A 24,382-nucleotide genomic window follows, 5' to 3' on the forward strand; every position below is an offset into this window, starting at 1 on the left:
GTGACCCAGTCCGACTCCGCTTCGGGACTGCGGGCCGGGTTCCGCGGTCTCACCACCCGGGGGCGGTCCTTCCTCGCCGCCGGGGTCACCGCGGTGGTCTGTTCCTACCTGCTCGACCAGGACGCCCTGCTGCGCGTCGGCGTCCTGCTCGCCGCCCTGCCGCTGGTCGCCGTGGTGGTGGTCGCCAACACCCGCTACCGGGTGGCCAGCGGACGCCGGCTCAGCCCGCGCCGGGCCGTCGCCGGCCAGGAGGCCCGGGTCCACCTGCGGGTCGACAACGTGTCCCGGGTGCCCACCGGCGTGCTGCTGCTGGAGGACAAGGTCCCGTACGTGCTCGGGCCGCGCCCGCGCTTCGTGCTGGACCGGGTCGAGCCGCGCGGCCACCGCGAGGTCTCCTACCGGGTCCGCTCCGATCTGCGCGGCCGCTACCCGCTCGGGCCGCTCCAGCTGCGGCTGTCCGACCCGTTCGGGATGTGCGAGGTGACCCGCGCCTTCACCGCCTCCGACGTCCTCACCGTCGTCCCCCAGGTCCAGGCGCTGCCGTCGGTACGGCTCAGCGGCGAGTGGATCGGCCAGGGCGAGAGCCACAGCCGCACCCTGGCGCTGGCCGGCGACGACGACGTGATCCTGCGCGAGTACCGGCCCGGCGACGACCTGCGCCGGGTGCACTGGCGCTCCACCGCCCGGTACGGCGAGCTGATGGTGCGCCGCGAGGAGCAGCCCCGGCAGGCCCGGGCCACCGTCGTGCTGGACACCCGGGAGATCGCCCACCGGGGCAGCGGCCCCGCCTCCTCCTTCGAGTGGGCGGTCGGCTGCGCCGCCTCGGTCTGCGCGCACCTGCTGGAGCGCGGCTACCAGACCCGGCTGCTCACCGACACCGGGCTGTCCGTGCCCGCGCCCGGCACGGGCGGCGGCCACGGCAGCGCCGCCACCTCCGGGCTGATCCTGGACGCCCTCGCCGTCGCCGACCTGTCCGACGGCGGCACCCTCTCCCGCGCCGAGGATCCGCTGCGTGCCGGCGGCGAGGGCCTGCTGGTCGCCGTCCTCGGCGACCTGGACGACGCCCAGGCCACCCGGCTGGGCCGGCTGCGCAGCCGCGCCGGCGGGGCGATCGCCCTCCTGCTGGACACCGGCACCTGGGCCGGCCTGCGGATGCTCGCCCCGGACACCGGCGGCGACGACTTCCGGGCCCGGGTCCGGCAACTGCGCGAGTCCGGGTGGACGGTGATCCCGGTGCGGGCCGGGGACTCCGTACCGGACCTGTGGCGGGCCGCCGACGGCAGCAGGACGACCGCCCCCTACCGAGAAGAGGCCGGCGCGTGACCACCCGGGCCAAACTGACCGCGTACTCGGCGCTGGCCACCGCCCTCGCCTCGCTGTGCATGATGCCGCTGCTCACCACCCGCAGCTGGTTCACCCACGCCGTCCTGGTGATCGCCGTGATCTCCGCGGTCGGCGCGGGCCTGCGCCGCTCCCCGCTGTACCGCTGGACGGTGCCGGTCGGGCAGCTGCTGGTGCTGCTCCTGCTGCTGCTGCTCGGCTTCGCGGGCGCCGGCGGGGTACTGCCCGGGCCGGCCACGATGCGGGTCCTGGACCAGGTCCTCACCGCCGGCCTGGACGACATACAGCAGTACGCCATCCCGGCTCCGCCCACCGCCGGACTGCGGCTGATCCTGGTCTCGGCGATCGGCCTGATCGCCGTCGCGGTGGACACCGTCGCGGTGACCTACCGGCGATCGGCGCTGGCCGGGCTGCCGCTGCTGGCCCTGTACTCGGTCGGCAACGGCCTGGCCGGGGAGCACGGCAGCTGGGTCTGGTTCGCCGTCGCCGCGGCCGGCTACCTGCTGCTGCTGTTCGCCGAGGGCCAGGACCGGGTCTCCCGCTGGGGCCGGGTCTTCTACGGGGGCGCGCGCGGCTCGGTGGAGTCCGGCCGGGTCAGCCCGGCCGGCCGGCAGGTCGGCGTGCTGGCCCTGGCGGTGGCGCTGCTGCTGCCGGTGGTCCTGCCGCACTGGAGCTCCGGACTGCTGAACTCCGGCTCCGGCGGGTCGAAGGGCAAGGGCGTCGGCGGGAGCCTGTCGACCAGCCTCGACCCGCTGGTCAGCCTGGAGGCCGCGGTCACCAAGCCGACCGACGCGGAGCTGCTCACCTACACCCTGGACAGCTCGCTGGCCGATCAGACCTATCTGCGGACCGGCTCGCTCGACCAGTTCGACGGCACCAACTGGAAGCTCGGCAGCACCACGGTCACCGACCTTCCGGCGACGCTGCCCACCCCCGAGGGCCTGCGCAACGCCCAGCTCCCCCGGATCGAGGGCGACTTCAAGATCGGCGACCGGCTGGAGGGCAGCTGGCTGCCGATGCCCTACCCGGCCGCCTCCGTCCAGGTCCCCAAGCCCGGCGACTGGAAGCTCGACCCGCTGACCCGCACCGTCCTGCCGGCCAACGACAAGGCGATCCGCGGCCTGAACTACCACGTCAGCGCCCTGGACCTGCGGCCCGGCGCCAACGACCTGCGCCTGGCGGCCACCGCGCCGCAGGACATCAGGGAGCACTACACCGCCGTCCCGGCCGACCTGCCGCCGGTGGTCGCCGAGAAGGCCAGGGCCGTCACCGCCGGCGCCCGGAACGACTACGACCGGGCGACGGCGCTGGTCAACTGGTTCACCGGGCCGGACTTCACGTACGACACCGCGGTCAACGGCGGCACCGGCAGCGACGCCATCGCCGTCTTCCTGCGCGACCGCCGCGGCTTCTGCGTGCACTTCGCCTCCACCATGGCGGCGATGGCCCGGGTGCTGAAGATCCCGGCCCGGGTGGCCGTCGGCTTCACCCCCGGTGACAGCAAGGGCGGCGGCGTCTACTCGGTGACCGGCCGGATGTACCACGCCTGGCCCGAGCTGTACTTCTCGGGCTACGGCTGGCTGCGCTTCGAGCCGACCCCGAGCCGCGGCGTCCCGGCCCGCTACACCGAGGCGTCCAGCGCCCCGACCAGCGCGCCGACCCAGCAGGCGACCGCCGCCCCGCAGAGCGCCTCGGCCGCCCCCGCGCCGACCTCCAGCTCGGACTGCACCCCCAAGCAGCGCCAGCTGGGCGAGTGCGACACCAAGGGCAAGGCCGTCGCCACGGCCGCCGAGGAGTCCTGGCTGCTCTCCCCACAGGTGCTCGGCACCCTGGCCGCGGTGCTCGTGCTGATCGCACTGCTGCTCGCCCCGATGCTCTGGCGCGCCGCCGTGCGCCGCCGCCGACTGGGCGGCGGGGGCCGGCGCGGGCCCGGCGGGAGCGGGCCCGCGGAGCTGACCGACGCCCAGGTGCTGGCCGCCTGGGACGAGCTGATCGACTCCGCCTGGGACCTCGGAATTCCCCCGGACGAGTCACGCACCCCGCGTTCGGCGGCCCGCCGGATCACCGAGAAGGCGCAGCTGGACGCGGACTCCTCGGCCGCCACCGGCCGGCTGGCGCTGGCCACCGAGCGGGTGCTCTACGCCCCGCCCGGGCGGCCCACCACGGAGCCGCTGGCTTCCGACGTCCGCACCGTCCGGCGCGGGCTGCGGGCGAGCGCCGGCCGGGCCGGGCGGACCAGGGCGCTGCTGCTGCCGCCGTCCTCGGCCCAGCTGTGGTGGCGGATCTCCGACGCGGTGCGGGCGGCCCGGGCGGCGGTCGGCAGCCGGGCCGGCCGGGCGGTCGAGGCGGTCCGCGCACCGGTGCGGCGGGTCTTCACCCGGCGCAAGCGGTCCACGCCGGGGTCCTGATCCGGACACGAAGCCGGGGCGGGCAGTCGATCGACTGCCCGCCCCGGCTTCGTCTGTTTCGTACCCATCGGCTCCGGCCATCGGCCGGGCGGCTCAGAAGCCCCCGGTCTGCTCGTCCCGACGGCGCTGCCAGCGCTGCTCCACCCGGTCCATCATCCCGGCCTTGCGACGCGGGGCGGCGGCCGGGCCGGCCCCGGCGCCCTGGCCCGCGGGCCCCCGGCGCCAGCCGGTCACGGCGAACACCGCACATCCGAGCATCACCAGGAAGCCCACGACGCTGACCCAGATCTGATCCGGCACGACCATGCCGCCCATCAGCAGGCCGATGCCCACCACGAAGCCGGCGACGGCCAGGTAGACCCGCCGACGGGTGTAGGTGCGCAGCCCGGTTCCCTCAAGCGCAGACGCGAATTTGGGATCTTCGGCATACAGCGCTCGCTCCATCTGGTCGAGCAGTCGCTGCTCGTGCTCCGAGAGCGGCACGGAGTCCTCCTACTCGTCGGTCGCGCGTGCGACCGGTCCGCCCACCCCGGTCGGGGAGGCAAGTCCAATCAGCCTTGGGGCACACGGTCGGACGCCCGTGCGGGGGACCCGGCCCGTGTCGTCCATATGCCCCACGCGTCCGGCTGTCATGCTTTCCGGCTTTACCCAGATCATACGGTCCGTGGGCCCGTTACGGAGTGGTCTGCGCCGCGTGGGACGGGCCACTTCGAGCGGGGACGGCCGCATCGGAGTCAACGCGCCACGCCCCGGACAAGTGCCCGATCGGATGGAATCGTCCCGGACCTGGGCAGGTTTGCCACCGGGCGGCGCGGAGCAACCGGGGGCCGACCGGCTCACTGACGGGCTACGGGCGGGGAACCGCCAGGCCTCCGGGACGCGAACCGCCGCCGTACGGTGTGCGAAAAAACCGTACGACGGTGGCAGGGTTCGTGAAGGGGCGCACGCGCCCTGAGAGGAGCGCGTGCCGGTCGGAACGCCTCAGGCCAGGGTGGCCAGCAGGTGCAGCTGGGTCGCCACGGCGTGGAACGCGGGCTGCTCGGCGGCGGCCTCCTCCAGCTTCAGCAGCGCGTCCAGGGCACCCGGCTCGGCGTCCACCAGCACCCCGGGGACGAGGTCGGCGAAGACCCGTACGCCGTGCACCGACTCCACCCGCAGGCCGGCGGCCTCGGCCAGCCGGCCCAGCTCCTCGCCGGTGAAGCGGCGCGGCATCGGGTCCTGCGCGCCCCAGCGGCCGTCCGTGGCGGAGAGCACGGTGCGGGCCTCGTTGAAGTGGCCGGCCAGCGCGCGGGCCAGCACGGCGCCGTTGCGGTTGGCCGCCAGCAGGCTGACCACACCGCCCGCGCGCAGGGTGCCGGCCAGGCTGCCGAGCGCCTCGGCCGGGTCGTCCACGACCTCCAGCACGCCGTGGCAGAGCACCGCGTCCACGCTGCCGGGAGCGACCAGCTCGGGCAGGGTCTGGGTGTCGCCCTGGACGGCCCGCACCAGGTCCGTCACCCCGGCCTCGGCGGCCCGGCGCTCCAGGGCGAACAGGGCGTCCGGGCTCGGGTCGACCACGGTGACGCGGTGGCCGAGCTTGGCGACCGGCACGGCGAAGTTCCCGGTGCCGCCGCCGGTGTCGACCACGTCGAGCACCGGCTGGTCCAGCTCGGCCGCCCGCTTCTCCAGGGCTGCCCGGACCACCTCCCACACCACGGCGGTACGCAGGGCACTGCGGGGACGCGTCGGGTACAAGGTGGGGCTCCTTGGCACGTGCAGTTCGATCAGGATGCCTCCACCTTAGAGCCTGGCGGGGACCCTGTTAGGCCGGCGGCTCGTCGGCTTCCAGTGGCAGCCGGGGCGGGGGCGGCGCGGCTGGCAGGCCGAGCAGCCGCTCGACCAGGCGCAGGAAGAGGGCGGAGTTGCGGATCAGGTCGTCGGCGTCGCGGGCCGAGGCGGCGCCCCTGATCCCGGCCTCGGCGGCGGCCCGGCGGCGGGCGCCGGCGCCGTAGTAGAGCGCCCATTCGGCGAGTTCCGGGGCCACCTCGGGCAGCACCTCCCAGGCGCTGCGGATGGCCTTGCGGCGGCGCGGACTCTTCTCCGGGCGGCCGCGCACCGCCAGGACGGCCGCCACCGTGCGCAGCGCGGCCAGGTGGGCGGTGGCGTAGCGCTCCAGCGGGTCCTCCAGGGCGCCGGCCCGGACGAGGGTGCGGTGGGCGTCGGCGAGCAGGTCGAGGGCGGCCGGCGGCGCGGCGGTCCGGCGCAGCACGGGGTGGACGTCCGCTCCGGCGGGGCGTCGGGCGGACGGACCCGGGAGCTGCGGCGGGGCGGCGGAGTGGAGGCGGGCGGTGACGGGCTCAGGACGACTGATGGTCATGGTCTCCCCCGTTCCGAGGCAGCGCGCGGACCGGGTGGTCCGTGCCCTTCCATCGTGAACGGCACCACTGACAATCCGGCCCGGAAGGCCGCTCCTGCGGCGCGAAGGTGCCGTTGGGAGTCCGGAAACGGGGTAGCGGCGGCGGGCGCGGCCCTCCCCCGGTTCCGCGCCGCCGCCGTGTCGTCGCTCCGCCGGTCCACCCCCTGGCCGGCGGCGGCGAACTCCCCCTCGCGGCCGGTCTCCCCCCGGCCCGCTCCGCCGCCCCGTGTCGGCGGTGCGGGGACCACGACCAGCCCCGTGGCGGTCCGTCCGCCGCCTCCCCCGGCCTGCGCGGCCGGGAGACGGACGGATCCGCCGCCCGGGCGGGCCGGGCGCCCGACGCGCCGCCCTCCCGGGTGCCACCACTCTCCCGTCCGCGCAGGTCGTCGGCCATCCGCTGACGTACTCAACCGCGAATCTGAGTATCCGTACTCAGTCCGTCCCGGCCCGCCGTCCGCCGGAACCGCGACGTGCGTCCACGGCGTCCCGGGTGCCGGTACGGTACGGCGGGGCCGGGCGGAACCGGCCCCGCCGGACGAGGAGCGGACGCGATGACGAGGAGGGGGACGCGATGACGGTCCTGCCGCTGATCTTCACCAGCGGGCTGGCCAGCGGCATCAACGCCTACGCGGTGGTGCTGCTGCTGGGCCTGCTGGGCAGGTTCGGTGACGCGGACTCGGTGCCGCAGGCGCTGGAGCGCACGGACGTGCTGGTGGTGGCGGGCGTGCTGTTCGCGCTGGAGGCGGTGGCCGACAAGATCCCGTACGTGGACAGCGTCTGGGACGTCGTGCACACGGTGATCCGGCCGATCGCCGGTGCCACCGTCGGCGTGCTGATCGCGAGCAACGACCCCGGTTCGCTCAGCGAGGTCGCGGCCGGCGCGATGGGCGGCACCTCGGCGCTGGTCAGCCACCTGGTGAAGTCCTCGCTGCGGATGGCCGTCAACACCTCCCCGGAACCGGTCAGCAACATCGTGGTCAGCATGGCCGAGGACCTCTCGGTGGCCGGCCTGGTCACGCTGGCGATCTTCCACCCCTGGCTGGCCGCCTCGGTCGCCGCCGCGGTCCTGGTCGCCGGCCTGCTGCTGGTCCGGCTGGCGATCACGAAGATCCGCGCCTTCCGGGCCCGCCGCCGCGAGCGCAGGGCCGCCCGGGCGGCGGGCGCTGCGGGCACGGCGTAAACCTCGTCCTAGGATCGGGGCCATGGCAAAGATCGTCGTCATCGGCGCAGGAATGAGCGGGCTCGCGGCGGCCTCCCGGCTGGCGACCCTCGGCCACCGGGTGACGGTCTGCGAGGCGGGCGGCACGTACGGGGGCATGGTCGGGCGGTACGAGCGCGACGGCTTCGCCTTCGACACCGGCCCCGGCCTGCTCTCCCTCCCGGCCGTCTACCGCGACCTCGCGCTGAAGACCGGCAAGGAGCCGCTGGAGCAGCTGGTCGAGCTGGCCCCGGTCGACCCGGAGAGCCGGCACCTGTTCCCCGACGGCACCGCCGTCACCCTGCCCAACGCCTCCCGCGGCGGTGTCAGCCAGGCCCTGGACGCCGCCTTCGGCGCCGGCTCCGGCGCCCGCTGGAGCGAGGTGATGAACCACGGCCGGACGGTCTGGGAGGCCACCCGCCGACCGCTGCTGGAGGAGGCGCTCCCGGCCGACCTCGGTGTCCTGTCCCCGGCCGGCCGGGCCCGGGTGGACACCGACCCGTACCCCGTGCCGCCGCGCACCGGCCTGGCCCGGCTGCGCCGCCCGCAGCCGTGGAGCCTCGCCGACGTGGCGCGGCGGCAGCTCGGCGGCCACCCCGGCCTGACCGCCCTGCTGGGCGAGCCCGCGCTGCGGTACGGCCTCCTGCCCGGGCAGGCCCCGGCGGGGGCCGCCGTGCTGCCGTACATGGAGCAGTCCTTCGGCGTCTGGTACGTCCGGGGCGGCCTGCGCGCGCTCGCGGACGCCGTGTACCGGCGCTGCGAGCTGCGCGGGGTCGAGTTCCGCTTCGACACCCCGGTCACCCGGGTGGTCGTGGAGAACGGCCGGGCGTGCGGGGTCGGGACGGCGGACGGCCGGATCGACGCGGACCTGGTGATCTCCGCGATGGACACCCGCGCGCTGTTCCGCCACGGCATCGCCGAGTGGCCGGGGGTGCCGGCCGACGACTGGGAGCCGTTCGAGGTGCCCGGCCGGTTCAGCGTGCTGCTCGCCCTGCGCGGGCCCCGGCCCGAGGGCACCGCGCACCGGACGGTGGTCCACGCGGTGGACCCGGCCGCCGAGGAGAACGCCCTCACCCTGTCCGCGCCGCTGTGCGAGCGTCCCACCGTGCAGGTGCTCCGCCCGGACGACCCGGCGCTGCGCCCCGACGACGCCCACGAGGCCGTGGTGCTGACCGCGACCGTCCCGGCCCAGGAGGAGGACGTCGACTGGACCGCCCCCGGTGTCGCCGACCGCTACGCCGACCAGTTGCTCGCCCACGTCGACGCGGCCGGCCTGGGACTGCGCGAGCGGGTGCTGTGGCGGGCCGTGCGCACCCCGGAGGACACCCGCCGGGAGACCGGCGCGCTGTTCGGCTCGGTCGCCCGCCCGGTGCTCGCGGGTTCGTACGCGGGGCTGCACGCCGCCAACGATTCGCCCGTCCCGGGCCTCTACCTGGTCGGTGGCAACGCCCACCCCGGCGGCGGCCTCGCCCGTGTCGGCATGTCGGCCTGCATCACCGCCGGGCTGATCGGCCCGGCGTAGGGCCCGGCGGCCCGGCCCGGTCGGCCTCGACTGCCGGGCCCCTGCCGGGTCAGCCCTGGTGCCAGGTGTTCTGCTGCTGGTAGCCGTAGTTCTGGTCGTACGCCGGCTGCTGCGGGATGCCCTGGGCCTGCGGGTCGGGCTGCGGCTGCCACTGCTGCTGGGGCTGGGCGTTCGGGTCCCAGGTCTGCTGGTGCTGCGGCTGCTGGTAGCCCGCGTACGGGTCCTGCTGCTGGTCCTGCTGCTGCGGGTAGCCGCCGTACGGGTCCTGCTGCTGGGGGTAGCCGCCGTAGGACTGCTGCTGGTCGTAGGCGTAGGCGGGCTGCTGCTGGGTCTGCCACTGCTGCTGGTCGTAGCCGGACTGGTAGGCGGCGGCGTACGGGTCCTGGTGCTGCTGCTGGACCTGCGGCTGCTGCTGCTCGTAGTACCCGGGGGCGTAGACGCCGTCCTGGGCGAGTTCCTGCATCTCGAAGGCGGCGGTCTGCTCGACCTCGGGCACCTCGTCGGGCACCTCGACGGGGACCGGCGCGGAGGCCCGGGTCTCCTCGACGGCGCTGACCTCGCCGACCCGCTTCCTGGCGACGGCGACGGCCGCCACCGCGGCGGCGCCGCCGGTCAGGGCGCCCAGCAGCGGCACCTTGGCGAGCGGGCCGGGCAGGCTGCCGTCGGCCTTCCGCAGGGACCAGCCGGCCTGGTGGCCGCGCTTGACCGCGAGGGTGACGAAGGTCTGGCCGACCGCGAACAGCGCGGCGCCGGCCCCGATCACCACGACCGAGCCGAGGACCATCCCGGCGGCCACGCCCAGGAAGCCGGCCAGGGCCAGGGCCCGCCAGTGCAGCGGCGCCCGGTTCTGCAGCAGCACCTCGGCGACCAACCAGAGCGCCACCACCGCCAACGCGGTGTACAGCAGCAGGTATCCGATGCCCATCCGCCCGCTACCTCCAGTCGCGTACCCGCGCTCGTGCGCCGCGCGTGTGCGGCGACTGTACCGGTTCAACGGCCGGGGTACCGCATCGCGTTCCCGCCGCCCCGGACGACGGCCGCACACGACCGGGCCCGTCAACGTCGGTGCGGTGACGGGCTCGTGAACACCCGGCGTCGGCGCTGCGCGGGCGCGGGCCCGGCCCGCCGGTCAACGCTGGTGCAGCCCCAGGTTCTGGTAGATCTCCAGCGTCGCCGTCGAGTGGTTCAGCGTGATGAAGTGCAGACCGGGCGCGCCCTCGGCGAGGAGGCGCTCGGCCATCGCCGTGGCGTGCTCCATGCCGATGGCCCGCAGCGCCGCCGGGTCGTCGATGGCCGCCCGCAGGCGGGCCTCCAGGTCGGCGGGGAAGGCCGAGCCGCTGAGCTGGGGGAAGCGCTCCAGCTGCTTGGCGTTGGTGACCGGCATGATCTCCGGGATGATCGGCGTCTCGCAGCCGGCGGCCGTGACCCGGTCGCGCAGCCGCAGGTAGTCGTCCACCTCGAAGAACATCTGGGTGATCGCGTAGTCGGCCCCGGAGCGGATCTTCGCCACGAAGTGCCGGATGTCCTCGTCCCAGTCGGTCGAGCGCGGGTGCATGTTCGGCGAGGCCGCGACACCGACGCAGAAGTCGCCGATGCCCTTGATCAGCTCCACCAGCTCGTACGCGTAGGTGACGCCCTCGGGGTGGCTGACCCACTCGCCCATCGGGTCGCCGGGCGGGTCGCCCCGGACCGCCAGGACGTTCCGCACGCCCTGGTCGGCGTACTGGCCGATGATGTTGCGCAGCTCCGCGATCGAGTGGTCCACCGCGGTGAGGTGGGCGACCGGGGTCAGGGTGGTCTCGGTGGCGATCCGGCCGACCATGTTGACGGTGCGCTCGCGCGAGGAGCCGCCGGCGCCGTAGGTCATACAGACGAAGTTCGGGTCGAGCGGTTCGAGCCGACGGATGGCGTCCCAGAGTTTCTGCTCGCCGACCTCGGTGCGCGGCGGCATGAATTCGAAGGAGAAGGAGCGCTTTCCGGCCGCCAGGAGGTCGCGCACCGTCAGTGCGCGATCCGTTCTCGTGGAAGCGATACCGAGTGCCATGCTGGCAGGCTATCCGGCGTTCGAAGGGGCCGGACAACCGTATTCCACCTATTGAGACAAGAGATGGAAGACGTTCCGGTTCGCCCCGGCCCCGTCCCGCGGCGCCTCCTCCGAGCCCCCGCGGGGCCGCTCGCACACCCGTTCCCAGCCGCACCGTTACGCTTGCTGCACCCCAGAGAACCAGCGGAGCCCCATCGTGACCTCGTCCAGCACCCGGCCGGCCAACCCCAGTGCGGCCAACCCCATTGACGTGGAGGACGTCCGCACCCGCGTCAACGCGGCGCTCGCCGCGTTCATGGACGGCCAGTCCGTGCTGCTCGACAAGATCTCGCCCCGGCTGGCCCCCGCCGCCGACGCGCTGCGCGACTTCCTGCTGGACGGCGGCAAGCGCCTGCGCCCGGCCTTCTGCTACTGGGGCTGGCGCGGCGCCGGCGGCCCGGCCGGGGGCGCCACCGGTGAGGCGATCGCCAACGCCGCCGCCGCCCTGGAGCTGCTCCAGGCGAGCGCCCTGGTGCACGACGACCTGATGGACCGCAGCGACACCCGCCGCGGCCTGCCCTCGGTCCACCGCCGCTTCGAGGCGCTGCACCGGGACAGCGGCTGGCGCGGCGACCGCGAGCAGTACGGCACCTCGGCCGCGGTGCTGCTCGGCGACCTGCTGCTGATCTGGTGCGACGAGCTGTTCCTGCGCTCCGGCCTGGAGCCGGCCGCCGTCCTCGCCGCCAAGCCGGTGTTCGACCTGATGCGCACCGAGGTCATGCTCGGCCAGTACCTGGACGTCCTGGAGCCGGTGGCCGGCGACTCGACCGACGAGGGCGCGCTGGACCGGGCGCGGACGGTGCTGCACTACAAGTCCGCGAAGTACACCATCGAGCGGCCGCTGCAGGTGGGTGCGCTGCTGGCCGGTGCCGGGCCGGAACTGGTCGAGGCCTACGGGGCGTTCGGGTTGCCGCTGGGCGAGGCCTTCCAGCTGCGCGACGACCTGCTCGGCGTCTTCGGGGACCCGGCCGTCACCGGCAAGCCGGCCGGGGACGACCTGCGCGAGGGCAAGCGCACCCTGCTGGTCGCGCACGCGATGCGGGGCCTGCCGGCCGCCGACGCCCGGCACCTGGACGAGCGGCTCGGCGCGCCGGACCTGGCGGCCCCGGAGGTCGCCGAGCTGCGCGCGCTGGTCGCCCGCAGCGGCGCGCCCGAGCTGGTGGAGCACCGGATCGAGGAGCTGATGCGGCAGTCGCTGGCCGCGCTGGAGGCCGCTCCGCTCGCCGACGACCGGGCCCGTACGGTGCTGCTGGCCCTGGCCGAGGCCGCCACCGTCCGCAAGTACTGACGGACGGCGACGGCCCCGGGGGCCTGCGGGCCCCCGGATCCCGCTGATCCGGGCCGGTCAGAGCGCGGCGCGCACCCGGCGGGACAGCTCGGCGGCGGCCGCCCGCGGATCCGCCGCGGCGGTGACGGCCCGCACCACGACGATCCTGCGGGCACCGGCGGCCAGCACCTCGTCCAGGTGGCCGAGGTCGATCCCGCCGATCGCGAACCACGGCCGGTCGGTGTCCTGCTTCGCCGCGTACGAGACCAGGCCGAGGCCCGGGGCCGGGCGGCCCGGCTTGGTCGGGGTCGGCCAGACCGGGCCGGTGCAGAAGTAGTCCGTACCGGGTTCGGCGATCGCCGCGTCCACCTCGGACTCGGCGTGGCAGGAACGGCCGATCAGCACGTCCTCGCCGAGGATCGCCCGGGCGGCCTGCACCGGCAGGTCGTCCTGGCCGAGGTGCAGGACGTCCGGCCGGGCCGCGTGGGCGACGTCGGCACGGTCGTTGACGGCCAGCAGCTTGCCGTGCCGGCGGCAGGCGTCGGCGAAGACCTCCAGGGCCTCCAGCTCCTGCTTGGCCTCCAGGCCCTTGTCCCGCAACTGGACGATGTCCACCCCGCCCGCCAGCGCCGCGTCCAGGAACTCGGCGAGGTCGCCCTGCTCCCGGCGGGCGTCGGTGCACAGGTAGAGCCGGGCGTCGGCCAGCCGGGTACGCAGCGTGTCCGCCGCCATCAGATCAGCATCGCCTGGGCGCGGCGCTTCACCTCGGTGCCGCGGTTCTCCCGCAGCGCCTGGATCGGGCTACCGGGCAGCGACGGGTCCTCGGTGAAGAGCCACTCCAGGATCTCCACGTCGTTGTACCCGCAGTCCCGCAGGACGGTCAGGGTGCCGGACAGGTGCTTGACCAGGCCCGGGCCGTCGATGAACGCCGCCGGGACCTGCAGCGACTTGTTCGGCCCGCGCCGGACGGCGATCAGGCCGCCGTTCTTGACCAGGTCACGTACCTCGGTGACCCGGACCCCCCACTGCTCCGAGATGTCGGGCAGGTACATCCAGTCGGTGACCAGGGCTTCAATCTTGCTTTCGATCTCACTCACGCCACCAGACTGCCACCTCCGCGGCCCACCGCGCACCAGGCACTACCCCGCGACGGCCGACTTCAGCGGCACCGCCGGGTCGCCCGCCCGGGCCGGATCCAGGGCCGTACCGCGCTCGATCAGCCTCCGCCCCTGGGTGAGGTCGCGCGGCCGGTCCACGGCCAGCAGCGCGCTCGGCACGCCGTCGCGCAGCCAGAGCACCGACCAGTCGCCGTCCCTCGGGGAGCCGCGCCACAGCAGCTCGTCGCCCTCGGCGTGCCGGCCGGCGTACTGGACCATCCGGCCGAACTGCTCGGACCAGAAGTACGGCACCGGGTCGTAGGCCGGCGCGTCCGCGCCCAGGACGGCTGCGGCCACCGCCTCGCCGGACTGCAGGGCGTGGTCCCAGTGCTGGACGGCCAGCCGGGCCCCGGCCCGGGCCGAGGGGTAGCTGACGCAGTCGCCGGCCGCGAACACCCCGGGCACCGAGGTGCGCAGCCGCCCGTCCACCACGACGGCGCCGGCCGCGTCCAGCTCGACCCCGGATCCGGCCAGCCATCCGGTCGCGGGGCGGGCCCCGATGCCGACCACCACCTCGTCGGCGGGCAGGTGCGAGCCGTCCGCCAGCAGCACCGCGCCGGGCTGGACGGCGGCCACGCCGACCCCGCAGCGCAGGTCGACCCCGGCCCCGGCGTACCAGGCGGCCATCGCCGAGCCGACCTCGGTCGGCAGCGCGCCGGGCAGCGGCGCCGGGCCGGCCTCGACCACGGTCACCTCGCAGCCCGCCGCGCGGGCCGCGGTGGACACCTCGGCGCCGATCCAGCCCGCGCCGACCAGCACCAGCCGCAGCCCGGGGCGCAGCAGCGCGCGCAGCGCCAGGGCGTCGTCCAGGGTGTGCAGCAGGTGCGCGCGCTCGGCGCCGGGCAGGGCCCGCGGGACGGCGCCGGTGGCGATCACCAGCGAGCCGTACGGGAGGTCGCCGCCGTCGGTGTGCAGCACGCCGGGGGTCAGGCCGGTGGCCCGGCGGCCGGTGAGCAGCTCGATGCCGAGCGGCCCGTAGTCGATGTCCAGGGCGGTGGAGTCGGCCTTGCCGAGCAGCACGTCCTTGGAGAGCGGCGGCCGGTCGTACGGCGCGTGCGGCTCCTCGCCGACCAGCACGATCGGCCCCTGCCGGCCGCCCTGCCGCAGCTTGAGGGCGCACTGCGCCCCGGCCAGCCCGGCTCCGACGACGACCACCTGATCCGTTCCGCTCAGCTCTGCCACGCCCGTCACTGTACTCAGCGCGACGCGGCGGCCTGCGGGCCGTCCGCCCGCTGTACGGGCCTTCGGCCGGGCCGACCCCCGGCGTTAAGGTGGGGGCACCACACGGGAGCCCGGCGCACCGGGCTGAGAGGCGGGCTGGCACGGCCTGCGACCGTCCGAACCTGATCCGGGTCATACCGGCGAAGGGAGAAGAGCAGCTTTGTCACGCTTGCCATCAGGCGCCCACGCCGACGTGCTGGTGATCGGCGGGGGCGTCATCGGCCTCACCGTCGCCTGGCGCGCCGCGCAGCGCGGGCTGCGGAACGTGATCGTGGTCGACCCCTCCCCCGGCGGCGGGGCCGCCGGGGTCGCGGCCGGGATGCTCGCCCCGGTCACCGAGCTGCAGTACGGCGAGGAGCCGCTGCTCCGCCTCGGGATGGCCTCGAACGAGCGGTACGCGGCCTTCGCCGCCGAGCTCTCCGAGGCGAGCGGCGGCCGGGACACCGGCTACCGCCGCTGCGGCACCGTCGCCGTGGCGCTGGACTCCGACGACCGCGAGGAACTGCGCGAGCTGCACGCCTTCCACCAGCGGCTCGGTCTGGACTCGACCTGGCTGACCGGCCGGGAGGCCCGCAGGCTGGAGCCGATGCTCGCCCCCGGCGTGCGCGGCGGCCTGCACGTCGCGGACGACCACCAGGTGGACCCCCGGCGCCTGCTCACCGCCCTGGCCGCCGCCTGCGAGAACGCGAACGTCCTGCTGCACCGCGCCGAGGCCGTCGAGCTGCTGGTCGAGGGCGGCCGCGCGACCGGCGCCCGGCTCTCGACCGGGGAACGGGTGGGCGCCGGGCAGGTCGTCCTCGCCGCCGGCCCGCACAGCCACCGGCTGCCCGGCCTGCCCGACGGTGTGCTGCCCGCGATCCGCCCGGTGAAGGGGCAGGTGCTGCGGCTGCACGTCCCGGACGCCTACCGCCCGTTCCTGTCCCGCAACGTCCGCGCCGTCGTCCGCGGCCGGCACCTGTACCTGGTGCCCCGGGAGAACGGCGAGCTGGTGGTCGGCGCGACCACCGAGGAGCAGGGCTACGACACCACCGTCACCGCTGGCGGGGTGTACGAACTCCTGCGCGACGCCCACGAGTTGGTCCCGGGAATCACCGAACTCCCGCTGCTGGAGACCTCCGCCGGGCTGCGCCCCGGATCGCCGGACAACGCCCCGCTGCTCGGCCCGACGTCACTGCCCGGGCTGGTCGCCGCCACCGGCCACTACCGCAACGGCGTGCTGCTCACCCCGGTGACCGCCGACCTGGTCTCCGAGTACCTGGCCACCGGTGAAGTCCCCGAAACGGCAAGGCCGTTCACGCCCCTGCGCTTCTCCCCCGAACCCCCCGCTGCGAAGGCCTCCGCATGACCGAGATCGCCCCGAACGAGATCACCCTGACCGTCAACGGCGAGCCCCGCCGGGTGTCCGCCACGACCACCCTCGCCGAGGTGGTGGCCGCCGTCAGCGCCGCCAACACCGGTGTCGCCGCCGCGCTCAACGAGGCCGTGGTGCCCCGCGGTTCGTGGCCCGGGACGGCGCTGGCCGGCGGCGACCGGATCGAGATCCTCACCGCCGTGCAGGGAGGCTGAACCATGGCCGACGACCTTCTGACCATCGCCGGGACGGCCTTCTCCTCCCGGCTGATCATGGGCACCGGGGGCGCCCCCAGCCTGGAGGTCCTGGAGCGCGCGCTGCTCGCCTCCGGCACCGAGCTGACCACCGTCGCCATGCGCCGGGTCGACGCCACCACCCAGGGCTCCGTGCTCGACGTGCTGACCCGCAACGGCATCCGGGTGCTGCCCAACACGGCCGGCTGCTTCACCGCCGGCGAGGCCGTGCTGACCGCCCGACTGGCCCGCGAGGCGCTCGGCACCGACTGGGTCAAGCTGGAGGTGATCGCCGACGAGCGCACCCTGCTGCCCGACCCGATCGAGCTGCTGGACGCCGCCGAGACGCTGGTCGACGACGGCTTCACCGTCCTGCCGTACACCAACGACGACCCGGTGCTGGCCCGCAAGCTGGAGGACGTCGGCTGCGCGGCCATCATGCCGCTGGGCTCGCCGATCGGTTCGGGCCTGGGCATCCGCAACCCGCACAACTTCCAGCTGATCGTGGAGGGTGCGGGCGTCCCGGTGATCCTGGACGCGGGCGCCGGCACCGCCTCCGACGTGGCGCTGGCGATGGAGCTGGGCTGCGCCGCGGTGATGCTCGCCTCTGCGGTGACCAGGGCTCAGGACCCGGTGCTGATGGCCGAGGCGATGCGGCACGCCGCCGAGGCGGGCCGGCTCGCCCACCGGGCCGGCCGGATCCCGCGCCGCTTCCACGCCGAGGCCTCCTCCGCGATGGCCGGCCGGGCCGACCTGGACAGCCGCGAGCGCCCCGCGTTCTGAACCGTCGCGCATGTCACAAGCCGGTCCCGGAGGCGGTGTCCTCCGGGACCGGCCGTCCCGGGCGGCTCTAGACTCTCCGAGTGGACATGGCACTGCACGACCCCTTGATCGGCGCCCTGCTCGACAACCGGTACCGGGTCGAGCAGCGCGTCGCGACCGGCGGGATGTCCACCGTCTACAAGGGCACCGACACCCGTCTGGACCGCGTGGTCGCACTCAAGGTGATGCACCCTTCGCTGGCCGGCGACGCGGGTTTCACCGCCCGCTTCATCCGCGAGGCCAAGGCCGTCGCCAAGCTCACCCACCCCAACGTGGTCACCGTCTTCGACCAGGGCGCGGACGGCGGTCACGTCTTCCTCGCCATGGAGTACGTGCCCGGCCGCACCCTGCGCGACCTGCTGCGCGACCGCGGCGCGCTGTCCGTCCGGGCCGCTCTGGACGTGCTGGAGCCGGTACTGGCCGCGCTCGGCGCCGCCCACCGGGCCGGGCTGGTCCACCGCGACGTCAAGCCCGAGAACGTGCTGATCACCGACGGCGGCCTGGTCAAGGTCGCCGACTTCGGCCTGGTCCGGGTGCTCGGCACCGCCGACGGCGCGCCCACCTCGACCACCACCGCCACCGGCGGCACGGTCATGGGCACCGTCTCCTACCTGGCCCCCGAGCAGATCCTCCCGGACGCCCCGACCGACCAGCGGGTGGACGTCTACGCGGCCGGCATCCTGCTGTACGAGATGCTCACCGGCCGCCGCCCGCACACCGGCGACAATCCCGTCCAGGTCATGTACAAGCACCTGCACGAGGACGTCCCGGCCCCCTCCCTGGTCGCCCCCGCCATCGGCCCCGAACTGGACGCGATAGTGGCCGGCGCCTGCGCCCGGTCCGCCGACGCGCGCCCGTACGACGCGGTCGAGCTGCTCGCCGCCCTCCAGCGGGTGCGCCGCACCCTCACCCCGGCCGAGCTGGACGCCGAGCCGCCGGCCTCCACCCGGCCCGGCTCTCGCTACCCGACCACTGAGCCGACCTCGGTGGTCCAGCCGCTGCCGCGGCCCGCCGACGCCCCGCCGACCGAGCGCACCAGCGTGCTGGACATGCCGCCGGAGCTGATGGACGAGCTGCTCGCCGAGCCCCGCCCGTACGACGAGCCGACCCCGGTGCAGCGGCGCCGGCCGGCCACGCCGCGCCGCCGTCTCCCCCGTGGGCCGCTGATCTGGACGGCCGCGGTGGCCGCCCTGGTCCTGGCGATCGGCGGCGCCACCTACGGGATCTCCGAGGGGCTGTACGGCGCGGTGCCGGGCGTGCTCGGCAAGGACCGGGCCGAGGCGCAGCGGGTCCTGGACAAGGAGGGCCTGCACGGCAGGTTCGTCGAGGTGTTCAGCGAGTCCGTGCCGTCCGGGCAGGTGATCTCCGTGGATCCCGGGGTGGGTGCGCGCACCCGCAAGAGCGACAGCGTCACCGTCACCGTCTCCCGGGGCCCCAAACGGATCGCGGTGCCGGACCTCGCCGGCAAGAGCTCCGCCGACGCCGCCTCGGCCCTGGCCGGCGCCCAGCTGACCAGGGGCGGTGTGACCGAGACCTACGACGACACCGTGCCCGAGGGCTCGGTGATCAGCAGCTCGCCGGCGGCCGGGCAGCTGCTGCAGGAGAACTCCGCGGTCTCGCTGGTGGTCAGCAAGGGCATGGTGCCGGTCCCGAACGTCACGGGGATGGGCAAGGACGAGGCGCAGAAGGCGCTCCAGGCGGCGGGCTTCACCATGCAGACCAGCGGCTGGGACGTGTTCGGCGCGGTCACCTCCTCCGGCCAGAGCCCGGCGGCGGGCGAGCGGCGCCCGCAGCGCAGCGTGGTGACGGTCAAGTTCTCGCTGTTCTAGGGCGCGTCCGACCCGCCCGGCCGCCGCGAGGGGTTCAGCGCAGCGGCCCGTCGCCGGGCTCCTCCTGGTAGGAGTAGCGCTGCTCGCGCCAGGGGTCGGCGAGGTTGTGGTAGCCGCGCTCCTCCCAGAAGCCGCGCCGGTCGGCCCGCATGTACTCCACCGCGCGCACCCACTTGGGGCCCTTCCAGGCGTACAGCCGCGGCACCACCAGCCGCACCGGGAAGCCGTGCTCGGCGGTGAGCGCCTCGCCGTTGCGGTGGGTGGCGAGCAGGGTGCGGGGGTCGGCGAAGTCGGCCAGCCGCAGGTTGGCGCTGTAGCCGTACTCGGCCCAGACCATGACGTGGGTGACGCCCGGTGCCGGGGGCACCAGGTCGAGCACGGCGGCGGCCGACACGCCCGTCCATTCGTTGCCGAGCACCGAGAACTTGGTCACGCAGTGCATGTCCCCGACGACGGTGGTGCGCGGGAGGGCGCAGAAGGCCTCGAAGTCCCAGCTGTGCTTCTCCGCCGAGGCGGTGGCGCCGAACACCTGGAGGTCCCAGGTCAGGGGCTTGAAGCGGGGCACCGGCCCGTAGTGCAGGGCGGGCCAGCCGCGCTGCGCGCGCTGGCCCGGGGGGAGCCTCGGGTCAGACGGCGGAAGCGGTTCGTGTTTCGACTGACCCATGGATCCATGGTGACAGACGGCGGACGAGCCTCGGCGCGCGCCCCTTTGCGCGGATTCGCGCTCCGGCCCGTACAGAGCAACGGTCGAGCCCTCACCAGCACGTTCCGTGATGAATCGGATATTCCGCCACATCTCCTAGTGAGTGTGAACTTACTGGAATTTCCTCCCGAAGCGGTGCCAGGATGCGCAGCGCAGGACCCAGCACAGGACGCAGGACAGGACTCACGCAGGAGGCATCACCATGCAGGGCGATCCCGAGGTCATCGAGTTCCTCAACGAGCAGCTCACCGCCGAGCTGACCGCGATCAACCAGTACTTCCTGCATGCCAAGATGCAGGAGAACTTCGGCTGGACGAAGCTCGCCAAGTACACCCGGCACGAGTCCTTCGACGAGATGAAGCACGCCGAGACGCTCACCGACCGGATCCTGTTCCTGGATGGGCTGCCCAACTACCAGCGGCTGTTCCACGTCCGGATCGGCCAGACGGTCAAGGAGATGTTCGAGGCGGACCGCCAGGTCGAGGTCGAGGCGATCGACCGGCTCAAGCGCGGGATCGTGGTGATGCGGGCCAAGAACGACGTCACCTCGGCGAACATCTTCGAGGACATCCTGGCCGACGAGGAGCAGCACATCGACTACCTCGACACCCAGCTGGAGCTGCTGGACAAGCTCGGCGAGGCGCTCTACCTCGCTCAGGTCATCGAGCAGCCGGAGTCCTGAGGCGGTCCTCCCGGGCGGCCCGGACGGCCCGGGCCGTTCAGGCCGCCCGCAGTGGGACCACCGGTGCGGCCTTCGGGGCGGGGGCCGGGGCGGCCGGGGCCTCCGGGTCCGCGAGGCCGAGCTTCGCGGCCAGCCGGGCGGTCGGGCAGGGGCGGGCGCCGTGCTCGCCGAGCAGCGCCTGGATGCGGCGCACGCAGGACCCGCAGTCGGTGCCGGCCCGGCAGCCCTTCGCTATCTGGCGCGGGGTGCCGGCGCCGCCGTCGATCGCCTTCTTCACCTGGTCCTCGGTGACCGCATGGCACATGCACACGTACATCGCGGTCTCTCCCGGGGGTGGAGCGGAATGGATCTTGACTAAGGTCCGCCTTAGTTCACTGAGGCTTACCTTACCCGGGCAAACGGGTACGAAAAAGCCCCTCCGGGCTCGGGAACACCGAATCCGGAGGGGCCTTCGTCACATCCGACGGACGCCGGACCTACTGGCCGCGGTACATCTCCGCCACCAGGAACGCCAGGTCCAGCGACTGGCTGCGGTTGAGGCGCGGGTCGCAGGCCGTCTCGTAGCGCTGGTGCAGGTCGTCCACCAGGACCTCGTCGCCGCCGCCGACGCACTCGGTGACGTCGTCGCCGGTCAGCTCCACGTGGATGCCGCCCGGGTGGGTGCCGAGCGCGCGGTGCACCTCGAAGAAGCCCTTGACCTCGTCCAGGACGTCGTCGAAGCGGCGGGTCTTGTGCCCGCTGGAGGCCTCGAAGGTGTTGCCGTGCATCGGGTCGCAGATCCACACCGGCTTGGCGCCGGAGGCGGTGACCTTCTCCACCAGGGTGGGCAGGTGCTCGCGGATCTTGCCCGCGCCCATCCGGGTGATGAAGGTCAGGCGGCCGGGCTCGCGCTCCGGGTCCAGCTTCTCGATCAGGGCCAGCGCGTCGTCCACCGAGGTGGTCGGGCCGAGCTTGACGCCGATCGGGTTGCGGATCTTGGAGGCGAACTCGATGTGCGCGTGGTCCAGCTGCCGGGTGCGCTCGCCGATCCACACCATGTGGCCGGAGACGTCGTACAGCTCGCCGGTGCGCGAGTCCACGCGGGTCAGCGCGGTCTCGTAGTCGAGGACCAGCGCCTCGTGCGAGGAGAAGAACTCGACCGCCTTGAACTCCTCCGGCACCACGCCGCAGGCGCTCATGAACGCCAGGGCGTTGTCGATCTCCCGGGCGAGCTGCTCGTAGCGCTGGCCGGCCGGCGAGTTGCGGACGAAGTCCTGGTTCCAGGCGTGCACCTGGCGCAGGTCCGCGTAACCACCGGTGGTGAACGCGCGCACCAGGTTGAGCGTCGCGGCGGACGCGTTGTACATCCGCTTCAGGCGCTCCGGGTCCGGGATGCGGGACTCGGGGGTGAACTCGAAGCCGTTCACCGAGTCGCCGCGGTAGACCGGCAGGGTCACGCCGTCGCGGGTCTCGGTCGACTTGGAGCGCGGCTTGGAGTACTGGCCGGCGATGCGGCCGACCTTCACCACCGGCACCGAGGCCGCGTACGTCAGCACGGCGGCCATCTGGAGCAGCGTCTTCAGCTTGTTGCGGATGTGCTCCGCCGAGACGCCGTCGAAGGCCTCGGCACAGTCACCACCCTGGAGGAGGAAGGCCTCCCCGCGCGCCACGGCCCCGAGCCGGGCGCGCAGCTGGTCGCACTCGCCGGCGAAGACGAGCGGCGGATAGGAGGCGAGCTCGGCAAGGGTCTTGCGCAGAGCCTCTTGGTCCGGCCATTCAGGCTGCTGCGCCGCGGGCAGGGACTGCCAGGAGTGGGCAGCCCTCGAAGTCTCAGTCGTAGCGGTCACATCGCCAAGGCTACGGGGTGACAGGAGTGACTCGTGACTATTGCCCGAGGGATGAGACATATCTCGGACAAAGACGTGACGGCCCTCACCCGCCCCGGCGCATCCGCTAGGGTCGAACCATGCACGCGCCCCACACCCACTCCTGGTGGTGGGCCTCCCCCAAGGGTGGCCCACGAACGACGCGTTCCTAGACGAACACGACGGCCGCCCCTCGGGGCGGCCGTCGGCGTCTGCGCAGACGGCCCTCCGGGAGCGGACCTTGCACCGCCTCTCACCAGCCCACCCGGAAGGAAGCCGTTCCCGTGACCACCGCCGTCGACCTGCTCACCCGCCTCACCGGCCCGGACGCCCCCGCGTTCGCCCTGCTGCACCGCCGCACCCCCCGGCTCAGCCCGGACACCGTCGAGGTGCTGCTGGGCACCGTCGACCGCTACGAGCACCTCGCCGACCTGCCCGTGCGCAGCGGCCCGCCGGCCGGCGGCGGCCCGGTGCACGATCTGCTCGCGCTCGTCCCGTACCGCCAGATCCGCGAGCGCGGCTTCGAGGCGCACGACGACGACACCCCCCTGCAGGCCCTCTCGGTGACCGAGCAGCACACCCTGCCGTTGGCCGAATTCACCTATGCCCTACCGAAATTGCCGGTCTCACTTGCCGGTGGCGGGTTCGATGTGGACGACGATTCGTACGCGTCGATCGTCCGCAAGGTCATCCGGGACGAGATCGGCAACGGCGAGGGCGCCAACTTCGTGATCCGGCGCGACTTCCACGCGACGCTGGAAGACTTCTCGCCGGAGCTCGCGCTGACGCTCTTCCGCCGGCTGCTGGAGCAGGAGCGCGGCGCGTACTGGACCTTCCTGGTGCACACCGGTGACCGGGTGCTGGTCGGCGCCTCCCCCGAGGTGCACGTCCGGCAGAGCGGCGGCACCGTCGTGATGAACCCGATCTCCGGCACCTACCGCTACCCGGCCGGCGGCTCCGACCTCGACTCGCTGCTCCAGTTCCTGCACGACCCCAAGGAGCTGGAGGAGCTCACCATGGTCGTGGACGAGGAGCTCAAGATGATGTGCACGGTCGGCGACCTCGGCGGCCAGGTGCTCGGGCCCCGGCTCAAGGAGATGGCCCACCTCGCCCACACCGAGTACGAGCTGCGCGGACGCACCTCGCTGGACGTCCGCGAGGTGCTCCGCGAGACGATGTTCGCCGCGACCGTCACGGGCAGCCCGGTCGAGAACGCCACCCGGGTGATCAAGCGCTACGAGACCACCGGGCGCGGCTACTACTCCGGCGCGCTCGCCCTGATCGGCCGTTCCGCCAGCGGCGGGCAGCTGCTGGACTCGCCGATCTGCATCCGCACCGCCGACATCGACCCGGCCACCGGCCGGCTGGTCGTCCGGGTCGGCGCCACCCTGGTACGCCACTCCGTCCCGGAGTCCGAGGTCGCCGAGACCCACGCCAAGGCCGCCGGAGTACTCACCGCGATCGGCGCCCGGCCCACGCCCGCCCGGCTGCCCCACCCGGTCGGGCCCCGGCTCGCCGACGACCACCGGGTGCAGGCCGCCCTGGACTCCCGCCGGGCCGACCTCGCGCCGTTCTGGCTGCGGATGCAGCAGCCCGCCGAGATCACCGAGACCGAGCCGGCCCTGGTCGTGGACGGCGAGGACACCTTCACCTCGATGCTCTCCCACCTGCTCGGCTCGCTCGGCCACCGGGTGACGGTGGCCCGGTACGACGAGCCGGGGCTGCGCGAGCGGGTCGCGGCGCACCGGGGCGCACTGGTGCTCGGCCCCGGCCCGGGCGACCCGGCGCTCGCGGACGACCCCAAGATGATGCTGCTGCGGCCGATCGTCGCGGACGCGCTGGCCGCCGTCCGCTCCGGCGCCCGCACCTCGCCGCTGCTCGCGGTCTGCCTGAGCCACCAGCTGCTGGCCGCCGAACTCGGGCTCGCGCTGGGCCGCAAGGCCGTCCCCTACCAGGGGGCGCAGGAGCGCATCGACCTGTTCGGCGGCAAGCAGACGGTCGGCTTCTACAACACCTTCACCGCGCGCTGCTCGGAGGCCGACGCGGCACGGCTCGCCACCGAGGGCGTCGAGGTCTCCCGGGACGCCGTCACCGGCGACGTGCACGCCCTGCGCGGGCACGGCTTCGCGGGGCTCCAGTTCCACCCGGAGTCGGTGCTCACCCGCGACGGGGTCGGCATCGTGGCGGGCCTGCTGCGCGGGGCGACGGCCGCACTGCGCTGAGCCGACGGCGCGGCCCCGGGCGGACGTACCCGCCCGGGGCCGCGCCGCAGCCGCTGCCGGACCCTCAGACCTCCTCGTCCCCGCCCCCCTCTCCTGCGTACCCG

General features: G+C 74.2%; 22 protein-coding genes and 1 riboswitch. Of the genes, 11 read left to right on the forward strand and 11 right to left on the reverse strand.

Annotation, left to right across the window (positions count from 1 at the left end):
* Together ACZ6EM_RS22115 and ACZ6EM_RS22120 are read left to right on the forward strand one after the other, a co-directional pair.
* Positions 1–1,323 carry a DUF58 domain-containing protein gene (locus ACZ6EM_RS22115; RefSeq protein ID WP_401051568.1) on the forward strand — a complete coding sequence of 441 codons (1,323 nt, stop codon included), beginning with the start codon at positions 1–3 and terminating at the stop codon, positions 1,321–1,323.
* Entirely contained in the window at positions 1,320–3,749 is a 2,430-nt protein-coding gene (locus ACZ6EM_RS22120) for a transglutaminase TgpA family protein (RefSeq protein WP_465773057.1), read from the forward strand. Before ACZ6EM_RS22115 ends, ACZ6EM_RS22120 begins: the two co-directional genes overlap by 4 nt.
* 93 nt (positions 3,750–3,842) lie before the next feature.
* Here ACZ6EM_RS22120 and ACZ6EM_RS22125 read toward each other — a convergent pair whose 3' ends face one another.
* The 3 genes from ACZ6EM_RS22125 to ACZ6EM_RS22135 form a co-directional block, all read right to left on the reverse strand.
* Positions 3,843–4,232 carry a DUF3040 domain-containing protein gene (locus tag ACZ6EM_RS22125; protein ID WP_465773058.1) on the reverse strand — a complete coding sequence of 130 codons (390 nt, stop codon included), beginning with the start codon at positions 4,230–4,232 and terminating at the stop codon, positions 3,843–3,845.
* 498 nt (positions 4,233–4,730) lie between these two features.
* Entirely contained in the window at positions 4,731–5,483 is a 753-nt protein-coding gene (locus ACZ6EM_RS22130; RefSeq protein WP_359897125.1) for a methyltransferase domain-containing protein, read from the reverse strand.
* Positions 5,484–5,550: 67 nt separating this feature from the next.
* Entirely contained in the window at positions 5,551–6,099 is a 549-nt protein-coding gene (locus tag ACZ6EM_RS22135; RefSeq protein ID WP_401055113.1) for an SAV_6107 family HEPN domain-containing protein, read from the reverse strand.
* 616 nt (positions 6,100–6,715) lie between these two features.
* Here ACZ6EM_RS22135 and ACZ6EM_RS22140 point away from each other — a divergent pair.
* Complete coding sequence (locus tag ACZ6EM_RS22140) at positions 6,716–7,324, forward strand: DUF4126 domain-containing protein (protein WP_387694812.1); 609 nt, start codon at positions 6,716–6,718, stop codon at positions 7,322–7,324.
* A 22-nt stretch (positions 7,325–7,346) separates the two neighbouring features.
* On the forward strand, positions 7,347–8,864 hold the full coding sequence (locus ACZ6EM_RS22145; protein ID WP_465773059.1) for a phytoene desaturase family protein: 1,518 nt from the start codon (positions 7,347–7,349) through the stop codon (positions 8,862–8,864).
* A 49-nt stretch (positions 8,865–8,913) separates the two neighbouring features.
* Here the strand turns inward: ACZ6EM_RS22145 and ACZ6EM_RS22150 are convergent, their stop codons facing one another.
* Both ACZ6EM_RS22150 and metF read right to left on the reverse strand, forming a co-directional pair.
* Positions 8,914–9,789 (reverse strand): aromatic acid exporter family protein, encoded by an 876-nt coding sequence (locus ACZ6EM_RS22150; protein WP_465773060.1) that lies wholly within the window; start codon positions 9,787–9,789, stop codon positions 8,914–8,916.
* A gap of 204 nt (positions 9,790–9,993) precedes the next feature.
* Complete coding sequence (gene metF, locus ACZ6EM_RS22155) at positions 9,994–10,908, reverse strand: methylenetetrahydrofolate reductase [NAD(P)H] (protein ID WP_359897118.1); 915 nt, start codon at positions 10,906–10,908, stop codon at positions 9,994–9,996.
* A 196-nt stretch (positions 10,909–11,104) separates the two neighbouring features.
* Between metF and ACZ6EM_RS22160 the strand changes: the two genes are divergently transcribed.
* A complete protein-coding gene (locus ACZ6EM_RS22160) occupies positions 11,105–12,235 on the forward strand; it encodes a polyprenyl synthetase family protein (protein WP_359897116.1) in 1,131 nt (376 codons plus the stop codon).
* A gap of 57 nt (positions 12,236–12,292) precedes the next feature.
* Here the strand turns inward: ACZ6EM_RS22160 and thiE are convergent, their stop codons facing one another.
* The 3 genes from thiE to ACZ6EM_RS22175 are packed head-to-tail and all read right to left on the reverse strand — an operon-like array spanning position 12,293 to position 14,562.
* Positions 12,293–12,946: a thiamine phosphate synthase gene (gene thiE, locus ACZ6EM_RS22165; RefSeq protein WP_401049175.1), complete on the reverse strand. Its 654-nt coding sequence runs from the start codon at positions 12,944–12,946 to the stop codon at positions 12,293–12,295.
* Positions 12,946–13,311, reverse strand: coding sequence for an Rv2175c family DNA-binding protein (locus tag ACZ6EM_RS22170; protein ID WP_189915099.1), 366 nt, complete (start codon positions 13,309–13,311; stop codon positions 12,946–12,948). The genes thiE and ACZ6EM_RS22170 overlap by 1 nt, the downstream gene beginning before the upstream one ends.
* 42 nt (positions 13,312–13,353) lie before the next feature.
* The gene (locus ACZ6EM_RS22175; RefSeq protein ID WP_452180510.1) at positions 13,354–14,562 is read right to left on the reverse strand and encodes an NAD(P)/FAD-dependent oxidoreductase; all 1,209 of its coding nucleotides are present in this window, start codon (positions 14,560–14,562) and stop codon (positions 13,354–13,356) included.
* An 83-nt stretch (positions 14,563–14,645) separates the two neighbouring features.
* Positions 14,646–14,758, forward strand: a riboswitch (TPP riboswitch).
* 3 nt (positions 14,759–14,761) lie between these two features.
* Between ACZ6EM_RS22175 and thiO the strand changes: the two genes are divergently transcribed.
* The 4 genes from thiO (at position 14,762) to pknB (ending at position 18,827) form a co-directional block, all read left to right on the forward strand.
* On the forward strand, positions 14,762–15,937 hold the full coding sequence (thiO, locus tag ACZ6EM_RS22180) for a glycine oxidase ThiO (RefSeq protein WP_465773061.1): 1,176 nt from the start codon (positions 14,762–14,764) through the stop codon (positions 15,935–15,937).
* Positions 15,934–16,158, forward strand: coding sequence for a sulfur carrier protein ThiS (gene thiS / locus ACZ6EM_RS22185; protein ID WP_465773062.1), 225 nt, complete (start codon positions 15,934–15,936; stop codon positions 16,156–16,158). Before thiO ends, thiS begins: the two co-directional genes overlap by 4 nt.
* 3 nt (positions 16,159–16,161) lie before the next feature.
* Positions 16,162–16,959 carry a thiazole synthase gene (locus ACZ6EM_RS22190; RefSeq protein WP_401049181.1) on the forward strand — a complete coding sequence of 266 codons (798 nt, stop codon included), beginning with the start codon at positions 16,162–16,164 and terminating at the stop codon, positions 16,957–16,959.
* 80 nt (positions 16,960–17,039) lie between these two features.
* Positions 17,040–18,827, forward strand: a complete 1,788-nt coding sequence (pknB, locus tag ACZ6EM_RS22195; protein WP_465773063.1) for a Stk1 family PASTA domain-containing Ser/Thr kinase — start codon at positions 17,040–17,042, stop codon at positions 18,825–18,827.
* Between the two features lie 34 nt (positions 18,828–18,861).
* Here pknB and ACZ6EM_RS22200 read toward each other — a convergent pair whose 3' ends face one another.
* Positions 18,862–19,491 (reverse strand): sulfite oxidase-like oxidoreductase, encoded by a 630-nt coding sequence (locus ACZ6EM_RS22200; RefSeq protein WP_359897107.1) that lies wholly within the window; start codon positions 19,489–19,491, stop codon positions 18,862–18,864.
* Between the two features lie 241 nt (positions 19,492–19,732).
* Between ACZ6EM_RS22200 and bfr the strand changes: the two genes are divergently transcribed.
* A complete protein-coding gene (gene bfr, locus ACZ6EM_RS22205; RefSeq protein WP_380551976.1) occupies positions 19,733–20,212 on the forward strand; it encodes a bacterioferritin in 480 nt (159 codons plus the stop codon).
* A gap of 37 nt (positions 20,213–20,249) precedes the next feature.
* On the opposite strand, the gene ACZ6EM_RS22210 is transcribed toward bfr, so the two are convergent.
* Both ACZ6EM_RS22210 and ACZ6EM_RS22215 read right to left on the reverse strand, forming a co-directional pair.
* A complete protein-coding gene (locus ACZ6EM_RS22210) occupies positions 20,250–20,528 on the reverse strand; it encodes a (2Fe-2S)-binding protein (RefSeq protein ID WP_452180507.1) in 279 nt (92 codons plus the stop codon).
* 160 nt (positions 20,529–20,688) lie between these two features.
* A complete protein-coding gene (locus tag ACZ6EM_RS22215; RefSeq protein WP_380357613.1) occupies positions 20,689–22,098 on the reverse strand; it encodes a class II 3-deoxy-7-phosphoheptulonate synthase in 1,410 nt (469 codons plus the stop codon).
* Positions 22,099–22,340: 242 nt separating this feature from the next.
* Between ACZ6EM_RS22215 and ACZ6EM_RS22220 the strand changes: the two genes are divergently transcribed.
* Positions 22,341–24,278: an anthranilate synthase family protein gene (locus ACZ6EM_RS22220; protein ID WP_452181079.1), complete on the forward strand. Its 1,938-nt coding sequence runs from the start codon at positions 22,341–22,343 to the stop codon at positions 24,276–24,278.
* Positions 24,279–24,382: the final 104 nt, after the last annotated feature.

The organism is Kitasatospora sp. NPDC041917 (assembly GCF_055589745.1).